This window comes from Streptomyces sp. M92, from assembly GCF_028473745.1.
Lineage (GTDB): Bacteria > Actinomycetota > Actinomycetes > Streptomycetales > Streptomycetaceae > Streptomyces.
Map to the genome: position 1 here is coordinate 3,689,048 of NZ_CP101137.1, position 16,007 is coordinate 3,705,054.

General features: G+C 73.4%; 17 protein-coding genes. 13 read left to right on the forward strand and 4 right to left on the reverse strand.

Annotation, left to right across the window (positions count from 1 at the left end):
- Positions 1-41 precede the first annotated feature (41 nt).
- The 8 genes from rimO to M6G08_RS16765 all read left to right on the forward strand — a co-directional run bounded on the left by rimO (position 42) and on the right by M6G08_RS16765 (position 5,134).
- The gene (gene rimO / locus M6G08_RS16730; RefSeq protein WP_272587954.1) at positions 42-1,523 is read left to right on the forward strand and encodes a 30S ribosomal protein S12 methylthiotransferase RimO; all 1,482 of its coding nucleotides are present in this window, start codon (positions 42-44) and stop codon (positions 1,521-1,523) included.
- Positions 1,520-2,224, forward strand: coding sequence for a CDP-diacylglycerol--glycerol-3-phosphate 3-phosphatidyltransferase (gene pgsA, locus M6G08_RS16735; protein ID WP_272587955.1), 705 nt, complete (start codon positions 1,520-1,522; stop codon positions 2,222-2,224). Before rimO ends, pgsA begins: the two co-directional genes overlap by 4 nt.
- A complete protein-coding gene (locus tag M6G08_RS16740; RefSeq protein ID WP_272587956.1) occupies positions 2,221-2,766 on the forward strand; it encodes a CinA family protein in 546 nt (181 codons plus the stop codon). Before pgsA ends, M6G08_RS16740 begins: the two co-directional genes overlap by 4 nt.
- A 109-nt stretch (positions 2,767-2,875) precedes the next feature.
- Entirely contained in the window at positions 2,876-3,256 is a 381-nt protein-coding gene (locus M6G08_RS16745; protein ID WP_007387871.1) for a helix-turn-helix domain-containing protein, read from the forward strand.
- Positions 3,257-3,461: 205 nt separating this feature from the next.
- Positions 3,462-3,932 carry a Dps family protein gene (locus M6G08_RS16750; RefSeq protein ID WP_272587957.1) on the forward strand — a complete coding sequence of 157 codons (471 nt, stop codon included), beginning with the start codon at positions 3,462-3,464 and terminating at the stop codon, positions 3,930-3,932.
- Positions 3,933-3,939: 7 nt separating this feature from the next.
- A complete protein-coding gene (locus M6G08_RS16755) occupies positions 3,940-4,200 on the forward strand; it encodes a hypothetical protein (protein WP_272587958.1) in 261 nt (86 codons plus the stop codon).
- 59 nt (positions 4,201-4,259) lie between these two features.
- On the forward strand, positions 4,260-4,652 hold the full coding sequence (locus M6G08_RS16760) for an ArsR/SmtB family transcription factor (protein ID WP_336298997.1): 393 nt from the start codon (positions 4,260-4,262) through the stop codon (positions 4,650-4,652).
- Positions 4,649-5,134 carry an SRPBCC family protein gene (locus tag M6G08_RS16765; RefSeq protein WP_272587960.1) on the forward strand — a complete coding sequence of 162 codons (486 nt, stop codon included), beginning with the start codon at positions 4,649-4,651 and terminating at the stop codon, positions 5,132-5,134. Before M6G08_RS16760 ends, M6G08_RS16765 begins: the two co-directional genes overlap by 4 nt.
- A gap of 1 nt (position 5,135) precedes the next feature.
- Here the strand turns inward: M6G08_RS16765 and M6G08_RS16770 are convergent, their stop codons facing one another.
- Together M6G08_RS16770 and M6G08_RS16775 are read right to left on the reverse strand one after the other, a co-directional pair.
- Positions 5,136-5,984 (reverse strand): DNA-formamidopyrimidine glycosylase family protein, encoded by an 849-nt coding sequence (locus M6G08_RS16770; protein WP_272587961.1) that lies wholly within the window; start codon positions 5,982-5,984, stop codon positions 5,136-5,138.
- Between the two features lie 18 nt (positions 5,985-6,002).
- Positions 6,003-11,060 (reverse strand): ATP-dependent helicase, encoded by a 5,058-nt coding sequence (locus M6G08_RS16775; protein WP_272587962.1) that lies wholly within the window; start codon positions 11,058-11,060, stop codon positions 6,003-6,005.
- Between the two features lie 180 nt (positions 11,061-11,240).
- On the opposite strand from M6G08_RS16775, the gene M6G08_RS16780 reads away from it, so the two are divergent.
- From M6G08_RS16780 to M6G08_RS16790, 3 genes are read left to right on the forward strand one after another with little or no spacing between them, the layout of a single operon-like run.
- Entirely contained in the window at positions 11,241-12,107 is an 867-nt protein-coding gene (locus M6G08_RS16780) for an AraC family transcriptional regulator (RefSeq protein WP_443048822.1), read from the forward strand.
- Positions 12,104-12,847, forward strand: coding sequence for an AzlC family ABC transporter permease (locus M6G08_RS16785; RefSeq protein ID WP_443048823.1), 744 nt, complete (start codon positions 12,104-12,106; stop codon positions 12,845-12,847). The genes M6G08_RS16780 and M6G08_RS16785 overlap by 4 nt, the downstream gene beginning before the upstream one ends.
- A complete protein-coding gene (locus M6G08_RS16790; protein WP_272587964.1) occupies positions 12,844-13,152 on the forward strand; it encodes an AzlD domain-containing protein in 309 nt (102 codons plus the stop codon). The genes M6G08_RS16785 and M6G08_RS16790 overlap by 4 nt, the downstream gene beginning before the upstream one ends.
- 24 nt (positions 13,153-13,176) lie before the next feature.
- On the opposite strand, the gene M6G08_RS16795 is transcribed toward M6G08_RS16790, so the two are convergent.
- Positions 13,177-14,130: a hypothetical protein gene (locus tag M6G08_RS16795; protein ID WP_272587965.1), complete on the reverse strand. Its 954-nt coding sequence runs from the start codon at positions 14,128-14,130 to the stop codon at positions 13,177-13,179.
- Between the two features lie 81 nt (positions 14,131-14,211).
- Here M6G08_RS16795 and M6G08_RS16800 point away from each other — a divergent pair, with 81 nt between their 5' ends.
- Both M6G08_RS16800 and M6G08_RS16805 read left to right on the forward strand, forming a co-directional pair.
- Positions 14,212-14,406, forward strand: coding sequence for a DUF3046 domain-containing protein (locus tag M6G08_RS16800; protein WP_007445009.1), 195 nt, complete (start codon positions 14,212-14,214; stop codon positions 14,404-14,406).
- A 60-nt stretch (positions 14,407-14,466) separates the two neighbouring features.
- On the forward strand, positions 14,467-15,711 hold the full coding sequence (locus M6G08_RS16805; protein ID WP_272587966.1) for an AI-2E family transporter: 1,245 nt from the start codon (positions 14,467-14,469) through the stop codon (positions 15,709-15,711).
- 5 nt (positions 15,712-15,716) lie between these two features.
- On the opposite strand, the gene M6G08_RS16810 is transcribed toward M6G08_RS16805, so the two are convergent.
- Complete coding sequence (locus tag M6G08_RS16810; protein ID WP_272587967.1) at positions 15,717-15,917, reverse strand: DUF2191 domain-containing protein; 201 nt, start codon at positions 15,915-15,917, stop codon at positions 15,717-15,719.
- Positions 15,918-16,007 lie beyond the last annotated feature (90 nt).

Consider the following 16,007-nt stretch of genomic DNA (forward strand, 5'->3'; position numbering starts at 1 on the left):
GTCGACGTGGGCTGTCGGCGGGACGAAGTACTCTTGAGCCCATGCCTGAAAGCCGCACCGTCGCACTCGTCACCCTTGGCTGCGCCCGTAACGAGGTGGACTCGGAGGAGCTCGCAGGCCGTCTGGAGGCGGACGGCTGGAAGCTCGTCGACGACGCCGAGGAAGCGGACGTCGCCGTCGTGAACACGTGCGGCTTCGTCGAGGCCGCCAAGAAGGACTCCGTGGACGCCCTGCTGGAGGCCAACGACCTCAAGGGCCACGGAAGAACGCAGGCCGTCGTGGCGGTGGGCTGCATGGCCGAGCGGTACGGCAAGGAGCTGGCCGAGGCCCTTCCCGAGGCCGACGGCGTCCTCGGCTTCGACGACTACACCGACATCTCCGACCGCCTGCAGACCATCCTGAACGGCGGCATCCACGCCGCCCACACCCCGCGCGACCGGCGCAAGCTGCTGCCGATCAGCCCCGCCGAGCGCCAGGAGGCCGGCGCCTCCGTCGCCCTGCCCGGGCACGCCCCGGCCGACCTCCCCGAGGGCGTCGCGCCCGCCTCCGGGCCCCGCGCGCCCCTGCGCCGCCGCCTGGACGGCTCCCCGGTCGCCTCGGTGAAGCTGGCCTCCGGCTGCGACCGGCGCTGCTCCTTCTGCGCCATCCCGTCCTTCCGCGGCTCCTTCATCTCCCGCCGCCCGAGCGACGTGCTGAACGAGACGCGGTGGCTGGCCGAGCAGGGCGTCAAGGAGATCATGCTGGTCTCCGAGAACAACACCTCCTACGGCAAGGACCTGGGCGACATCCGCCTGCTGGAGTCGCTGCTGCCGAACCTCGCCGAGGTCGACGGCATCGAGCGGGTGCGCGTCAGCTACCTCCAGCCCGCCGAGATGCGCCCCGGCCTGATCGACGTGCTGACCTCCACCGAGAAGGTCGTGCCCTACTTCGACCTCTCCTTCCAGCACTCCGCGCCGAACGTGCTCCGCGCGATGCGCCGCTTCGGCGACACCGACCGCTTCCTGGAACTGCTGGACACCATCCGGAGCAAGGCGCCCGAGGCCGGCGTGCGCTCCAACTTCATCGTGGGCTTCCCCGGCGAGTCCGCCTCCGACCTCGCCGAGCTGGAGCGGTTCCTGAACCATGCGCGGCTGGACGCCATCGGTGTCTTCGGCTACTCCGACGAGGAGGGCACCGAGGCGGCGACCTACGGCGACAAGCTGGACGAGGACGTCGTCGCCGAGCGGCTGGCACGCGTCTCCCGCCTCGCCGAGGAACTCGTCTCGCAGCGCGCCGAGGAGCGCGTGGGCGCCACCGTGCGGGTGCTCGTCGAGTCCGTGGACACCTCCGACGAGGGGGACGGCGTCCGCGGGCGTGCGGAGCACCAGGCACCCGAGACCGACGGTCAGGTGCTGCTCACGAGCGGCGAAGGCCTGCGGGTCGGAAGTATGGTCGAGGCGAAGGTGGTCGGTACGGAGGGTGTCGACCTGGTGGCCGAGCCGCTGCCGGGGCCGTCCGCGTGGCGTGAGGAGGCCGGCAGATGACGGGAGTCCCGGCGTCCGCGGCGGGCGGTTCCTCCGGTGCGCGCAGGACCGGCGGTGCGACCGAGGGCGGGGCCGCCGGGCGCGGCGGCAAGATCGCGGCCGCCGCCGTCAACCAGGCGAGCGTGTGGAACGTCGCCAATCTGCTGACGATGCTCCGGCTGCTCCTCGTACCGGCCTTCGTGGCCCTGATGCTCGGCAACGGCGGGTACGACCCGGCCTGGCGCTCCTTCGCCTGGGCGGCCTTCGCCGTCGCCATGATCACCGACCTGTTCGACGGCCACCTGGCGCGCACCTACGACCTCGTCACCGACTTCGGGAAGATCGCCGACCCCATCGCCGACAAGGCGATCATGGGGGCGGCGCTCATCTGCCTGTCCGCCCTGGGTGACCTCCCGTGGTGGGTGACGGCCGTGATCCTCGGCCGGGAACTCGGCATCACCGTGCTGCGTTTCGTGGTCATCCGGTACGGCGTCATCCCCGCGAGCCGGGGCGGCAAACTCAAGACCCTCACCCAGGGCGTGGCCGTCGGCATGTACGTCCTGGCGCTGACAGGCCCCCTGGCGACCCTGAGGTTCTGGGTGATGGCGGCGGCGGTCGTCCTGACCGTGGCGACCGGGCTGGACTACGTGAAACAGGCCATTGTGCTGCGCCGCCGGGGAATCGCCGAGCGCAGAGCGGCGTTGAAGGAGACGGAAGTTTGAGTTCCACGGCCGCAGACGTGGTGCGGCTACTCACGGTCAGGGGCGAGACCCTCGCGGTCGCCGAGTCGCTGACCGGTGGACTGGTGGCGGCCGGGATCACTGCGGTCCCCGGCGCCTCCAGGGCCTTCCGGGGATCGGTCACCGCCTACGCGACGGAGCTGAAGCGGGACCTGCTCGGCGTCGACGGAGAACTGCTCACGGCACGCGGAGCGGTGGACCCGCAGGTCGCCGCCCAGATGGCGGCAGGCGTACGGAAGGCGCTGGGCGCCGACTGGGGCATCGCGACGACGGGCGTGGCCGGCCCCGACCCGCAGGACGGACAGCCGGTGGGCACCGTCTTCGTGGCCGTGGACGGCCCCTGCACAGCAGACGGCGGTTCCGCCGGTGGCGGAAAAGTGGAGGCGCTGCGGTTGAACGGCGATCGCGCGGAAATTCGTATGGAGAGTGTACGGAGCGTACTCGCACTCCTCGTGAGGGGGCTTGCGGGCGAACAGACCGGGAATGAGCGGGCACAGGATACGGAACGGAACGGGGGGTTTTGATGTTTGCAGCCCTGAGTGAACACGACATCGCTCCCCGCACGGCCGCGGCGCGAGGCGGTACGGTGGGGCGTGAAGGATGCGGTTACACGGTCCGAGGAGGGAGCCACCGATGATTCTGCTCCGTCGCCTACTGGGTGACGTGCTGCGTCGGCAGCGCCAACGCCAGGGCCGTACTCTGCGCGAAGTCTCCTCGTCCGCCCGAGTCTCACTCGGCTATCTCTCCGAGGTGGAGCGGGGGCAGAAGGAGGCCTCTTCCGAACTGCTCTCCGCCATCTGCGACGCGCTGGACGTACGGATGTCCGAACTCATGCGGGAAGTGAGCGACGAGCTCGCGCTCGCCGAGCTGGCCCAGTCCGCTGCGGCCACGCCCAGCGAGACCGTTCCCGCGCCGGTTCGCCCGATGCTTGGTTCCGTGTCGGTGACCGGTGTGCCACCGGAACGGGTGACCATCAAGGCGCCCGCGGAGGCGGTGGACGTCGTCGCCGCCTGAGCGCTGCGAACGTGTGCGTGTGAGGCCCCGGCCGGGGCTTCTCCGGGAAGCCGGAGAGGTGCGGTCGGGGTTTTTGCGTGCGCGGCGGCAGAAGCGTCGTCGGCGACGGTCGGCGGTGCCCGGTTTGCCGGTCCTCGGCGGTGCGGTCATCGTGGAGGGACTGGCCGTGGCGGTTGCGGCCGGGGGGCGACCGACGGAGGTGTGGATGTACGTCGTGAAGAGCCCGTTGTCCGACGCGGACCTGAAGGCCGTCTCCGAGGCGCTCCAGGGCGGCCTCGTGGACCTGGTGGACCTGGCCCTGGTGGCCAAGCAGATCCACTGGAACGTGGTCGGCCCGCGGTTCCGTTCCGTCCATCTCCAGCTCGACGAACTCGTCGACACGGCGCGCACGCACTCGGACACCGTGGCCGAGCGAGCCTCCGCGCTGGGAGTCTCCCCCGACGGTCGTGCCGCGACCGTGGCCGTCGGCAGCGGCATCGACGTGACGCCGGACGGCTGGGTCGACGACAACACCGCGGTGCAGACGATCGTGGACGCGCTGGGCGCGGTGATCACGCGGATGCGGGAGCGGATCGCGGCGACCGGGGACCCCGACCCGGTGAGCCAGGACATCTTCATCCAGGTCACCGCCGATCTCGAGAAGCAGCATTGGATGTTCCAGGCCGGGAACGGCTGACCCGGCCATGGTGTCGGCGTCGGCCGCTCGCCGGGCGGCCGCGCTGGGGGCCGGCGCGCTGTGGTGGTGGGCCGTGCTGCGCCTGGCGCTCGAACCGGGGGCCGGGGTGCTCGAAGGGGCGGTCGCGGTAGGCGGCTGGGGGCTGAGTGTGCTGCCGGTGCACTGCGTCCCCAGGCGGCAGGCGGTGGGGGCGGTCGGCGCGGGGCGGTGGCGGCGTGCCCTGTTCGCGGCCGTGTGCGGCCGGGGATCGCCGAGGGGCGGTGCATGACCCCCGCTCGGTCCCGCAGCGCTTTACAAGGCCTCCCGACGGAGTTAACGTACAACCAAATGGTTGTAGATGGAGTCTCCGAAGGAACGGAAGCAGCCGAAGACGGCGTGGACCGCCTGTTCCACGCCCTGGCCGACACGACGCGCCGCGACATCCTGCGCCGCTGCGTTCGGGACGACCTGTCGGTGTCGCGACTGGCCGAGACCTACCCGATGAGTTTCGCCGCGGTGCAGAAACACGTCGCGGTGCTGGAGCGGGCCGGCCTGGTGGTCAAGCGGCGCCGTGGACGGGAGCAGCTCGTGCGCACCGATCCCGACGCCGTGGACCGGGCCCGTCAGGCACTGGACGAGCTCGAGACCGCCTGGCGCGGGCGGGTGGAGCGGATGTCCCGTCTGCTCGCCGGAGAAGCGGAAACCGACGTGCCCAACCCGCTGGAAGGACCGGAACGATGAGCGTCACCAGTCTGAACAAGGACCTCGAGAACCTGACCCTCACCCTGATCGCCGACTTCTCCGCTCCCGTGGAACGGGTGTGGGAACTGTGGTCCGACCCCCGGCAGCTGGAGCGCTGGTGGGGCCCGCCGACCTACCCGGCGACGGTGGAACGGCACGACCTGACCCCGGGCGGGGACGTCACGTACTTCATGACCGGACCCGAGGGGGACAAGTACCGCGGCTGGTGGCGGGTCGCCACGGTGGACGCGCCGAGGTCCCTGGAGTTCACCGACGGGTTCGCCGACCAGGACGGGGTGCCCGACGTCGCCATGCCGACGACCGCGACCAGGGTCACGCTCACCGAGCGCGACGGCGGCACCCGCATGGAGATGCTGGCGGTCTTCGACACCCGGGAGCAGATGGACCAGCTGATGAAGATGGGCATGGAGGAGGGCCTGCGCGAGGCGGCCGGCCAGATGGACGCCCTGCTCGTCGGCTGAGTCAGCGCGGCCCGCGCTGCCACCCGGGCTCGCCCCGCGGGCCGGTGGCGGCGCGGATGGGGGCGGGGCCGGCCTGGCAGGCCGGACACCAGTAGGTGGGACGCTCACGCGAACCGTCGCCCTGGTCGGCCACCCGGACCGAGGTACCGCAGCGCAGGCAGGGCCGGGGCGCCCGGCCGTACACGAACAGGTCCGCGCCGCGCAGGCCCGTCGTGCGGCGGACCGGGCGGTCTCGGTTGGCCTCCAGCAGCCGCTTCGCCAGCGCGGGCACCTTCGCGGCGTGCGGGGCGGGCAGCTCCCCGACGGGCAGCCAGGGAGTGACGCCGAGCAGGAAACAGAGCTCGCACTTGTAGACATTGCCGATACCGGCGAGATTGCGTTGGTCCAGCAGGGCCTCGCCCAGGGGGCGGGCGGGGTCGCCCAGCAGGTTGGCCAGAGCCCGGTCGGGGTCCCAGTCCGGGCCCAGCAGGTCGGGGCCGAGGTGGCCTACTGCGCGCTCCTCGTCGGCCGTGCGGAGGATCTCCAGCACCGGGAGGCGGTAGCCGACGGCCGTGCGGTCGACGGTGCCGAGCACGGCGCGGATCTGGTGCGCCGCGCCGCCGCTCCAGCGCCGGCCGGTGGCGAACACCTTCCAGGAGCCGTCCATCCGCAGGTGCGAGTGCACCGTCAGACCGCCCTCCACGCGGGCCAGCAGATGCTTGCCGCGCGGGGTGACGTCCAGGACCGCGCGGCCGGTGAGGTCGGCCGTGGCGTAGCGGGGGACGCGGAAGTCGCTGCGCGTCAGCACCTTGCCGGCGAGGGCGTCGTGCAACCGCCGCGCGGCCTGCCAGACCGTGTCTCCTTCGGGCATGGGTCAAGGGTGGCAGGCTCAGGCGCGGATGCGCAGACCGCGCGGGGTGGCGATGAACCCGGCGTTCTCCAGCAGCGGATCGAACGGGGAGGTCAGAGCCGTCGCGCCGTTGACACGCTCCACCGTGACCGTGCCGAGGGATCCGGCGCGGGCAGCCTCGGCGAGCGCCTCCGTCGCCGCGCGCAGGCGGGCATCGTCCGTAGGCGGGCCCTCGGGGGCGGACGGCCACAGCAGGAGTGTCTTGCCGCCGCGCTCCATGTACAACGCGGGCTCGCCCTCGACCAGCACCACCAGGGACCCCGCCTTGCGGCCGGGTTTGTGTGTGGAACCGGCGGGGGGCTCGGGCCAGGGGAGCGCGGCGCCGTACGCGTTCGCCGGGTCCGCGGCGGCCAGTACGACGGCGGGCGGACCGGCGGGAGCACGGCCGCGGCGGCCGGCGAAACCGGTGCCGTACGAACCACGCCGGCCGCCGCGGTCGCCGTCAGCGCCTCCGGGGGGCGGCCCTCCGAAGCCGCCGGGACCGCCCGGTGCGCCGGCGCCGCGCGGGCCGCCGGCGCCCGGCTCGGCGTAGTCGCGGGGTGAGATGTAGTCGCCACGGGACGGGGCCCGGCCCAGCCCGTCCGGGTCCGCGAAGACATCGTCCGAGGGGGCCGGCGCGCCGGAATCGCCGGGTGGCCCGTGGCTGCCGGGCGGGAAGCCGTCGGACGGGGCGTCGAACGTGCCGTCGTGAGGGCCGACCCAGGCCGAGCCGGGGGCCGGGCCGGGGAAGCCGTCGGGTGCCGCCGGGCTTTCGGGGCCGCCGGCGAAGGGCGCCGGTCCCGGGGTGCCCTCCCCCCGCTCCCGGGCGTTCGCCACCGCACGCAACCGGTCCACGGCGCCCTCCATGGCGAACTGCGCCGCACCGAGCCCCTCCACGACGTAGCCCCGCCGGGCCTGCCCGCTCTCCTCGAAGGCGGCCAGAATGCGGTACACCGCCGAGAAACCGCCCTCGACGCCCTCGGCCGCGACCGCCCCCCTTGTCACCACGCCGTGCCGGTCGAGGAGCGTGCGGGCCAGCGCGTGAGCGCGCACTGTCGTGTCCGGCTCGCGAGCCGGGAGCAGCGACCATCGTCCGGCGACGGTCGGCGGGCCGCCGCGGGAGGCGGGCCGGGCGGCGGCGGTGAGCGAGCCGTAGCGTCCGCGGGGCACGGATCGCTTGGCGCGGTGAGCGGTGGAGCCCGCGGTGCGGCCGGAGCCCAGCAGGGAGCGCAGGGGCGCGAGCGTGTCGTTGGTCAGCCGTCCGGACCACGCCAGCTCCCACACGGCGTCGGCCAGCTGTGGATCGGTGACGTCCGGGTGGGTGGTCGCACGGACCTGGTCGGCGATCTGACGGAAGAAGAGGCCGTACCCGCCGGAGAGGGCGCTCAGGACGGACTCGTGCAGAGCGGTCGTCTCCAGGGGATGCGGAGGCGGCAGGAGCACGGGGGCCGCGTCCGCGAGGTAGAGGGAGACCCAGCCGTCCTTGCCGGGGAGCGAGCCGGCTCCGGCCCACACCACCTCACCGGCGGCCGTGAGCTCGTCCAGCATCGCCGGGCTGTAGTGCGCCACCCGCGACGGCAGGACCAGCTTCTCCAGCGCGGAGGCGGGCACCGACGCGCCCTGCAACTGCTCGACCGCACGGACCAGCCCGTCGACGCCGCGCAGCGCGTGTCCCTTGCCGATGTGCTGCCACTGGGGGAGGAACTGCCCGAGCGCGGCCGGCGGCACCGGCTCCAGTTCGTGCCGGAGCGCGGCCAGGGAGCGGCGCCGCAACCGGCGCAGGACCGTCGCGTCGCACCACTCCTGGCCGATGCCGGCCGGATGGAACTCGCCCTGCACGACCCGGCCCGCCGCGGCGAGCCGCTGCAGGGCGCCGTCGGTGACCGCGACGCCGAGACCGAAGCGGGCCGCCGCGGTGACCGACGTGAACGGGCCGTGGGTGCGGGCGTGGCGGGCCAGCAGGTCGCCGAGGGGGTCCTTGACCGGCTCGGTGAAGGCCTCCGGGACACCGACGGGAAGCGCCGTGCCCAGCGCGTCGCGCAGCCGCCCCGCGTCCTCGATCGCCGCCCAGTGGTCGGCACCGGCGATCCGCACCTTGATCGCGCGCCGGGCGGCGGCCAGCTCCGGCGCCCACCGCGGCTCGGCACCCCGCTCGGCCAGCTCGGCGTCGGTGAGCGGGCCGAGCACCCGCAGCAGGTCCGCGACGCCCTCCGGGTCCTTCACCCGGCGGTCGTCGGTGAGCCACTGCAGCTCGCGCTCCAGCTCGGTCAGCACCTCCGCGTCGAGCAGCTCGCGCAGCTCCGCCTGGCCGAGCAGTTCGGCCAGCAGCCGGGAGTCCAGCGACAGGGCGGCGGCCCGGCGCTCGGCGAGGGGCGAGTCGCCCTCGTACAGGAACTGCGCGACGTAGCCGAAGAGCAGCGAGCGGGCGAACGGCGACGGCTCCGGGGTGGTGACCTCGACCAGGCGCACCTTGCGCGACTCCAGGTCGCCCATCAGCTCGACCAGACCGGGCACGTCGAAGACGTCCTGGAGGCACTCGCGGACCGCCTCCAGGACGATCGGGAACGAGCCGTACTCGCTCGCCACCTCCAGCAGCTGCGCGGCGCGCTGCCGCTGCTGCCACAACGGGGTGCGCTTGCCGGGGCTGCGGCGCGGCAGCAGCAGCGCACGGGCGGCGCACTCGCGGAACCGGGACGCGAACAGGGCGGAGCCGCCCACCTGGTCGGTGACGACCCGGTCGACCTCGCCCTTGTCGAAGACGACGTCGGCCGCGCCGACGGGCGCCTTCTCGGCGTCGTACTCGAGGCCTGGCTTCGCGGGGTCCTGGTCGAGGAAGTCCAGGCCCATCAGGTCGGCGTCCGGCAGGCGCAGCACGATGCCGTCGTCGGCGTGCATGACCTGCGCGTCCATGCCGTACCGCTCGGTCAGCTTGGCACCGAGCGCCAGCGCCCACGGGGCGTGGACCTGCGCGCCGAAGGGGGAGTGGACCACGACCCGCCAGTCGCCCAGCTCGTCCCGGAACCGTTCGACCACGATGGTGCGGTCGTCGGGGACGTGTCCGCAGGCCTCGCGCTGTTCGTCGAGGTACGCCAGCACGTTGTCCGCCGCCCAGGCGTCCAGCCCGGCGGTGACCAGGCGCAGCCGGGCGTCCTCCTTGGCGAGGGAGCCGACCTCGCGCAGGAACGCGCCGAGCGCGCGGCCCAGCTCCAGGGGCCGGCCCAGCTGGTCGCCCTTCCAGAACGGCAGCCGGCCCGGCACGCCGGGAGCCGGGGAGACCAGCACCCGGTCGCGGGTGATGTCCTCGATCCGCCAGGAGCTGGTGCCGAGCGTGAAGACGTCCCCCACGCGGGATTCGTACACCATCTCCTCATCGAGCTCGCCGACCCGGCCGCCGCCCTTCTTCGGGTCGGCTCCGGCGAGGAAGACACCGAAGAGCCCGCGGTCGGGAATCGTGCCGCCGGACGTGACCGCGAGGCGCTGCGCGCCCGGCCGGCCGGTGACCGTCCCGGCCACCCGGTCCCACACCACGCGCGGGCGCAGCTCCGCGAAGGCGTCGGACGGATAGCGGCCCGCGAGCATGTCCAGGACCGCCGTGAAGGCCGACTCCGGCAACGAGGCGAACGGGGCGGCGCGGCGGACGGTGGCGAGCAGGTCGTCGACCTGCCAGGTGTCCAGGGCCGTCATCGCCACGATCTGCTGCGCCAGGACGTCCAGCGGGTTGGCCGGGATTCTGAGCGCCTCGATGGCGCCGTCGCGCATCCGCTCGGTGACCACGGCCGCCTGCACCAGGTCCCCGCGGTACTTGGGGAAGACCACGCCCGTGGAGACGGCGCCGACCTGGTGTCCCGCGCGGCCGACGCGCTGGAGGCCGGAGGCCACGGAGGGCGGCGACTCGACCTGGACGACCAGGTCGACGGCGCCCATGTCGATGCCCAGCTCCAGACTGGACGTCGCCACCACCGCGGGCAGACGGCCCGCCTTGAGGTCCTCCTCGACCAGGGCGCGCTGCTCCTTGGAGACCGAGCCGTGGTGGGCGCGGGCGATCACGGACGGGGCGCCCTGCGCGGCGCCCGACCCGCCCATGAGCTCCGCGGGGGAGTGGTGCTCGTCCAGCGGCTCGCCGGTGGCCCGCTCGTACGCGATCTCGTTGAGCCTGTTGCACAGGCGTTCCGCCAGGCGCCGGGAGTTGGCGAAGACGATCGTGGAGCGGTGCGCCTGGACGAGGTCGGTGATGCGCTCCTCGACGTGCGGCCAGATCGACGGTCGCTCCGCGCCCTCGTTGCCGTCCGCGACCGGGGAGCCGCCCAGCTCGCCCAGGTCCTCTACCGGGACGACGACGGACAGGTCGAACTCCTTGCCCGACTCCGGCTGGACCACCTCCACTTTGCCGCGCGGGGCCAGGAACCGGGCGACCTCGTCCACGGGGCGGACCGTCGCCGACAGTCCGATGCGGCGGGCCGGCTTCGGCAGCAGCTCGTCCAGCCGCTCCAGAGTGAGGGCGAGATGGGCGCCGCGCTTGGTGCCCGCCACCGCGTGCACCTCGTCCATGATCACCGTCTCGACGCCGGTCAGCGCGTCGCGCGTGGCAGACGTCAGCATCAGGAACAGGGACTCCGGGGTGGTGATCAGGATGTCCGGCGGACGGGTGGACAGGGCACGGCGCTCGGCGGCCGGGGTGTCGCCGGAGCGGATACCTACCTTGACCTCGGGCTCGGGCAGGCCGAGGCGCACGGATTCCTGGCGGATGCCGGTCAGCGGACTGCGCAGATTGCGCTCGACGTCCACGGCCAGGGCCTTGAGCGGGGAGATGTAAAGGACCCGGCAGCGCCTCTTGGGGTCGGCGGGCGGCGGCGTCGAGGCCAGCTGGTCCAGCGCGGCGAGGAAGGCGGCCAGCGTCTTGCCGGAGCCGGTGGGGGCGACCACCAGGACGTCGGAGCCCTCCGAGATGGCCTGCCACGCCCCCGCCTGGGCGGCGGTGGGCGCGGAGAAGGCCCCCGTGAACCAGCCGCGGGTCGCGGGGGAGAAGCCGTCCAGGGCTCGGTGTGCGGAGCTGACCATGGATCCATCGTGCACCCGAGCACTGACAATCGGCCTGAGCTGGGCGGATGCGCGGTGCCCGCGGTTGCGGCTGCGGTGGCGGGGCGGCAGCGTCGCGTCGCCAGGAGCCTGGGACGGGCGCGGCGGGCGGTCCCTGCCGTCCGACGGGGCTGCGCGCAAGCGGTGCCGGAGAATGGGCGCATGGCGGGATCGAGTGAGCGGGCGCGGCACTGGCGGTACCCGGAGCTGCCCGGCGTCGACCTGCTCCGGGCCCAGTACATACGGAAGACCTTCATCCGCCACACGCACGAGCACTTCGTCATCGCCGCCATCGCCGACGGCGTGGAGATCTTCCACCACGGCGGGAGCGACCAGTACGCAGGGGCAGGATCGCTCGCCCTCGTCAACCCGGACACCCCGCACACGGGCCGGGCCGGTGTACCGGAGGGCTGGCGCTACGGTGCCGTCTACCCGGCGCCCGAGCTCGTGGCCGGCATCGCGGCGGAGACGACCACGCTGCGCGGGACGCCCGGATTCGTCAGGCCGGTGCTCGACGACCCGTACACCGTCGAGCTGGTGCACCGCGTGCTGCGGGCCGCCGACGAGGGGAACGCGCTCGCCGCCGACACCCTGCTGCGCGTGGTCGTCACCCGGCTGCTGAGGCTGAACGGCGGTGCGCTGCCGCGCCGGGAGGTGCGGACGGCCGGGGCGCGGATCGCGGCACGCGCGCGTGCCGTGCTGGAGGAGCGGATGGCCGGCCCGCCGAGCCTGGAACGGCTCGCCGCCGAGCTCGGCAGCAGTCCCTTCGCGCTGCTGCGCGCCTTCCGGGACGCCTACGGGATGCCGCCCCACACCTGGCTGACGGACGCCCGGGTGCGCCGGGCGCGGCGGCTGCTGGACGCCGGGACGTCACCGGCCGAGGCCGCCGCCGCCGTGGGCTTCACCGACCAGCCGCACCTGAACCGGCACTTCGCGCGGATCGTGGGTGTGCCGCCCGGCGCCTACCAGCGGGAGCGCAAGAACGTACAAGACGCGCGGCGGAGATTTCTCCTACCGTCCGAGGAGTGACAGATCAGACAGTAGTCCCGGAGACGAACGTGGAGGGCAAGCCGGACGCCGCCGTCGTACGGGACGCCCTCGGTGTCGGAGTCGCCGTCGGACTGTCCGGGTTCGCCTTCGGGGTGACCTCGGCCGGCAGCGGACTCACCCTGGCGCAGACCTGCGCGCTCAGCCTCCTGGTGTTCACCGGGGCGTCCCAGTTCGCGCTCGTGGGGGCGCTGGCGGCCGGCGGCAATCCGCTCACCGCGGCGGCGGGGGCCTTCTTCCTGGGCGTGCGCAACGCCTTCTACGGGCTGCGGCTGTCGCAGTTGCTGGCCCTCCCGCGCGCGGTGCGGCCGTTCGCCGCGCAGTGGGTGATCGACGAGACGACGGCCGTGGCCCTCGCCCAGTCCACGCGGCGCGGCGTCCGGATCGGGTTCACCGTCACCGGACTCACGCTGTACCTGCTGTGGAACCTCACCACCCTGCTCGGCGCGCTGGGTGCGGAGGCCATCGGGGACACCGACGCCTGGGGGCTCGACGCCGCCGGGCCCGCGGTCTTCCTGGCGCTGCTCGCGCCGATGCTGAGGACGACCACGGAACGGATGGTCGCCGCCCTGGCCGTCCTCCTGGGGCTGGGCCTGCTCCCCGTCCTGCCCGCCGGTGTGCCGGTTCTGGTGGCCGCACTGGCGGCCCCGGCCGTCCTCTGGGCGCGCGGACACCGTGGGAGCGGGGCCGGCCAGGAATCGGCGCGGGAGGAGGTCCGTTGAGCGTCTGGATCGCGATCGGCGTGACAGCGGTGGGGTGCTACGCCGTCAAACTCGTCGGACTGCTGGTGCCCGCGGGCGCGCTGGAGCGGCCCCTGGTCCGGCGCCTCGCCGCCCTGCTGCCGGTGGCGCTCCTCGCCGCGCTCACCGCGCAGCAGACCTTCGCCGACGGGCAGACGCCGGTGCTGGACGCGCGGGCCGCGGGAGTCGCCGCGGCCGCTCTGGCGCTGGTCCTGCGCGCGCCGTTCCTGCTCGTCGTCGCGGCGGCCGTGGTGGTGACCGCGGGCGTACGGGCCATGGGCGGCTGACGAGCCCGGTCGGCCGGTCGGCCGTCAGCCGATCGGGCGGCCGTACGCGCGGAGCGTGCGCAGGGCCTCGAGCGTCACCCCGGGGCGGGCCTCCAGGGCGGGGGCGGGTGCCCAGCGGCGCCAGCGGACGGGCCAGCCCCCGTCCTCCTCCTGCTCCCAGGCGAGGAAGTCGAGGGAGCGGGCCATCTCGTCGTCCGTGAACCACGCGCGCGCGAGGGAGTGCGGGTGGCCCGCGTAGTCGTGGGGGAAGTGGTGCTCGCCCGGGGCGTAGCCCGGGGAGACCGGGTACGCGTCGCGGTCGTCCGGGTCCAGCACCGCGAGACGCTGTCCGCGCACGAGGCGGCCCAGCCGGCCGGCGGCCGCCTCCGCGCGGGGACGGTCGGGAGCGCTGTCCAGGAAGGCCACGGCGGCCTCGATCTCGTAGGGGTGAGAGGTTTCCAGCGACTCCGCCGCCTGCCAGCAGAAGTCCGTCGCCCGGAACAGCCAGGCGTGCCAGACGTCGTTGCGGTGCAGCAGGCCGACCACCGGCCCCGTGGCGAGCAGCTCGCCGGGCGGGTCGTCCACGACCGGCACGAACGGGGCCGCCGGATACCCCCGCTGACTGGGGTGGACCGCGGGCAGGGCACCGTCCCGCGTGGACACGGAGGTCAGGTAGCGGCACATCCGCTCCACGCGCTGCCCGCCGCAACCGCCGACGGCGTCCAGGACGCGCAGGGCACGCGCGGTGTGCAGGGGCTGGCTGACCGGGCCGCGCAGATCGGGTTCCAGCCCGTGGCCGTACCCGCCGTCCTCGTTGCGGTAGGCGTCCAGGGCGCTCTCCACCGGACCGGCGTCGCCACCGCGGAAGTGGTACGCGAACAGGCGCTGTTCCAGCACCCGCGCGGTGAGCCAGACGAAGTGCTCCGCGCGTGCGAGCGGAGAGCGCCCCGCCGGGGGCGGGGGTGTCGTGGGGGGTGGGGAAGCTCCGTTTTCGGCCATGGTCAAGACCGTAGGACGGAAAGCGGTCCCGGTAGGTGGTCCCGGCACAGGGCCCACCCTCAGGGGCGGGATACTGGAGTCATGCGGTTGACGGTCTTCTGGGAGCGGATGACGGATCACTTCGGTCCGGGGTACGCCGACACCTTCGCGCGCGATCACGTGATGGCGGAGCTGGGCGGGCGTACGGTGCACGAGGCGCTGGACGCCGGCTGGGACGCCAAGGACGTGTGGCGGGTGGTCTGCACGGTCATGAACGTGCCGCGGGAGCAGCGCTGACCGGGTACGAAGATCACCGAACGGGACTCCGCCGTCCCCGGCGTGGGCGAGACTTGGTCCGTGGCACCCACTGACGAGACCGGACAGGCGACCCGGCACGCATCCACGACCGGCACGACGCCGCCCGCTCCGCCCCCGCCCGCGGGCGCCGCCGGGCCGGGTGCGCGCATGCCGCGCTGGCTGCCGCGCGCCATGGTGCTCGCTCTCGCGCTCATCGCCGTCTTCCAGCTGGGCAGCTGGGCCTTCCACCAGCTCACCGGCCTGCTGATCAACATCCTCATCGCGTTCTTCCTGGCCCTCGCCATCGAGCCCGCGGTGAGCTGGATGGCCGCTCGCGGCATGCGCCGCGGACTGGCCACCTTCTTCGTGTTCCTCCTGGTGCTGATCGCCGCCGCCGGGTTCGTCACGCTGCTCGGCTCCATGCTCGCGGGCCAGATCGTCAAGATGGTCGAGGACTTCCCGGAGTACCTCGACTCCGTCATCAACTGGATCAACGGCCACTTCCACACCGAGCTGAGACGGGTCGACATCCAGGAGGGCCTGCTCCGCTCCGACTGGCTGCGCAACTACGTGCAGAACAGCGCGACCGGTGTCCTGGACGTGTCGGCCCAGGTCCTCGGCGGGCTCTTCCAGCTGCTGACGATCCTGCTGTTCTCCTTCTACTTCGCCGCCGACGGTCCCCGGCTGCGGCGCGCGCTCTGCTCCGTCCTGCCGCCCGCGCGGCAGGCCGAGGTGCTGCGCGCGTGGGAGATCGCCGTCGACAAGACGGGCGGCTATCTGTACTCGCGCGGCCTGATGGCGCTCGTGTCCGGTGTCGCGCACTACATCCTGCTGGAGTTCCTGGAGGTGCCGTACGCCCCCGCGCTCGCCGTGTGGGTGGGCCTGGTGTCGCAGTTCATCCCCACCATCGGCACCTATCTCGCGGGCGCCCTGCCGATGCTGATCGCCTTCACGGTCAACCCCTGGTACGCGCTGTGGGTGCTGGTCTTCGTGGTGATCTACCAGCAGTTCGAGAACTACGTGCTGCAGCCCAAGCTGACATCCAAGACCGTGGACATCCACCCCGCGGTCGCCTTCGGCTCGGTCGTCGCGGGCACCGCCCTGCTCGGTGCGGTCGGTGCGCTGATCGCCATTCCGGCGATCGCCACGCTGCAGGCGTTCCTGGGGGCGTACGTCAAGCGCTACGACGTCACGGACGATCCGCGCGTCCACGGACGCCGGATCCGCCGGCCGGCCGGGGCCGGAGGTTCCACGCGCCTGCGCAAGCTGTGGGCCAAGAGGCCGGAGGACGGGGCCGGCTCTTAGGGGGATCAGCCCTGCGGCTCCTGCGGCTTGGCGTCGACCTCCCGCAGTCCGAGGTCCGTGCCGCCGGTGCGGGTCTCCGTGCGGTGGCCGCGGGCGATGTAGTCCCGCACCACCGCCTCGACGGCGTCCTGGGGCGAGCCGATGCCGGCCAGGACCATCACCTCCACCACCAGTTCGGCGTCAAGGCTGATGCTGATCTTGGCCATGGTGCCCCCTCTTCACGTCGCGACCGCACTCTGACCACGTGGCGGCCGGACCGGCAGACGTACGCTCGGAGGAGCCGCGTGGTGCGCTTG

Coding starts and splice junctions, on each gene's coding strand:
- M6G08_RS16760 (WP_336298997.1), top strand. CDS start 4,260: ATGGTTGTAGATGGAGTCTCCGAAGGAACGGAAGCAGCCGAAGACGGC.
- M6G08_RS16750 (WP_272587957.1), top strand. CDS start 3,462: ATGTACGTCGTGAAGAGCCCGTTGTCCGACGCGGACCTGAAGGCCGTC.
- M6G08_RS16795 (WP_272587965.1), bottom strand. CDS start 14,130: ATGGCCGAAAACGGAGCTTCCCCACCCCCCACGACACCCCCGCCCCCG.
- M6G08_RS16770 (WP_272587961.1), bottom strand. CDS start 5,984: ATGCCCGAAGGAGACACGGTCTGGCAGGCCGCGCGGCGGTTGCACGAC.
- M6G08_RS16765 (WP_272587960.1), top strand. CDS start 4,649: ATGAGCGTCACCAGTCTGAACAAGGACCTCGAGAACCTGACCCTCACC.
- M6G08_RS16800 (WP_007445009.1), top strand. CDS start 14,212: ATGCGGTTGACGGTCTTCTGGGAGCGGATGACGGATCACTTCGGTCCG.
- M6G08_RS16755 (WP_272587958.1), top strand. CDS start 3,940: ATGGTGTCGGCGTCGGCCGCTCGCCGGGCGGCCGCGCTGGGGGCCGGC.
- M6G08_RS16780 (WP_443048822.1), top strand. CDS start 11,241: ATGGCGGGATCGAGTGAGCGGGCGCGGCACTGGCGGTACCCGGAGCTG.
- M6G08_RS16775 (WP_272587962.1), bottom strand. CDS start 11,060: ATGGTCAGCTCCGCACACCGAGCCCTGGACGGCTTCTCCCCCGCGACC.
- rimO (WP_272587954.1), top strand. CDS start 42: ATGCCTGAAAGCCGCACCGTCGCACTCGTCACCCTTGGCTGCGCCCGT.
- pgsA (WP_272587955.1), top strand. CDS start 1,520: ATGACGGGAGTCCCGGCGTCCGCGGCGGGCGGTTCCTCCGGTGCGCGC.
- M6G08_RS16745 (WP_007387871.1), top strand. CDS start 2,876: ATGATTCTGCTCCGTCGCCTACTGGGTGACGTGCTGCGTCGGCAGCGC.
- M6G08_RS16810 (WP_272587967.1), bottom strand. CDS start 15,917: ATGGCCAAGATCAGCATCAGCCTTGACGCCGAACTGGTGGTGGAGGTG.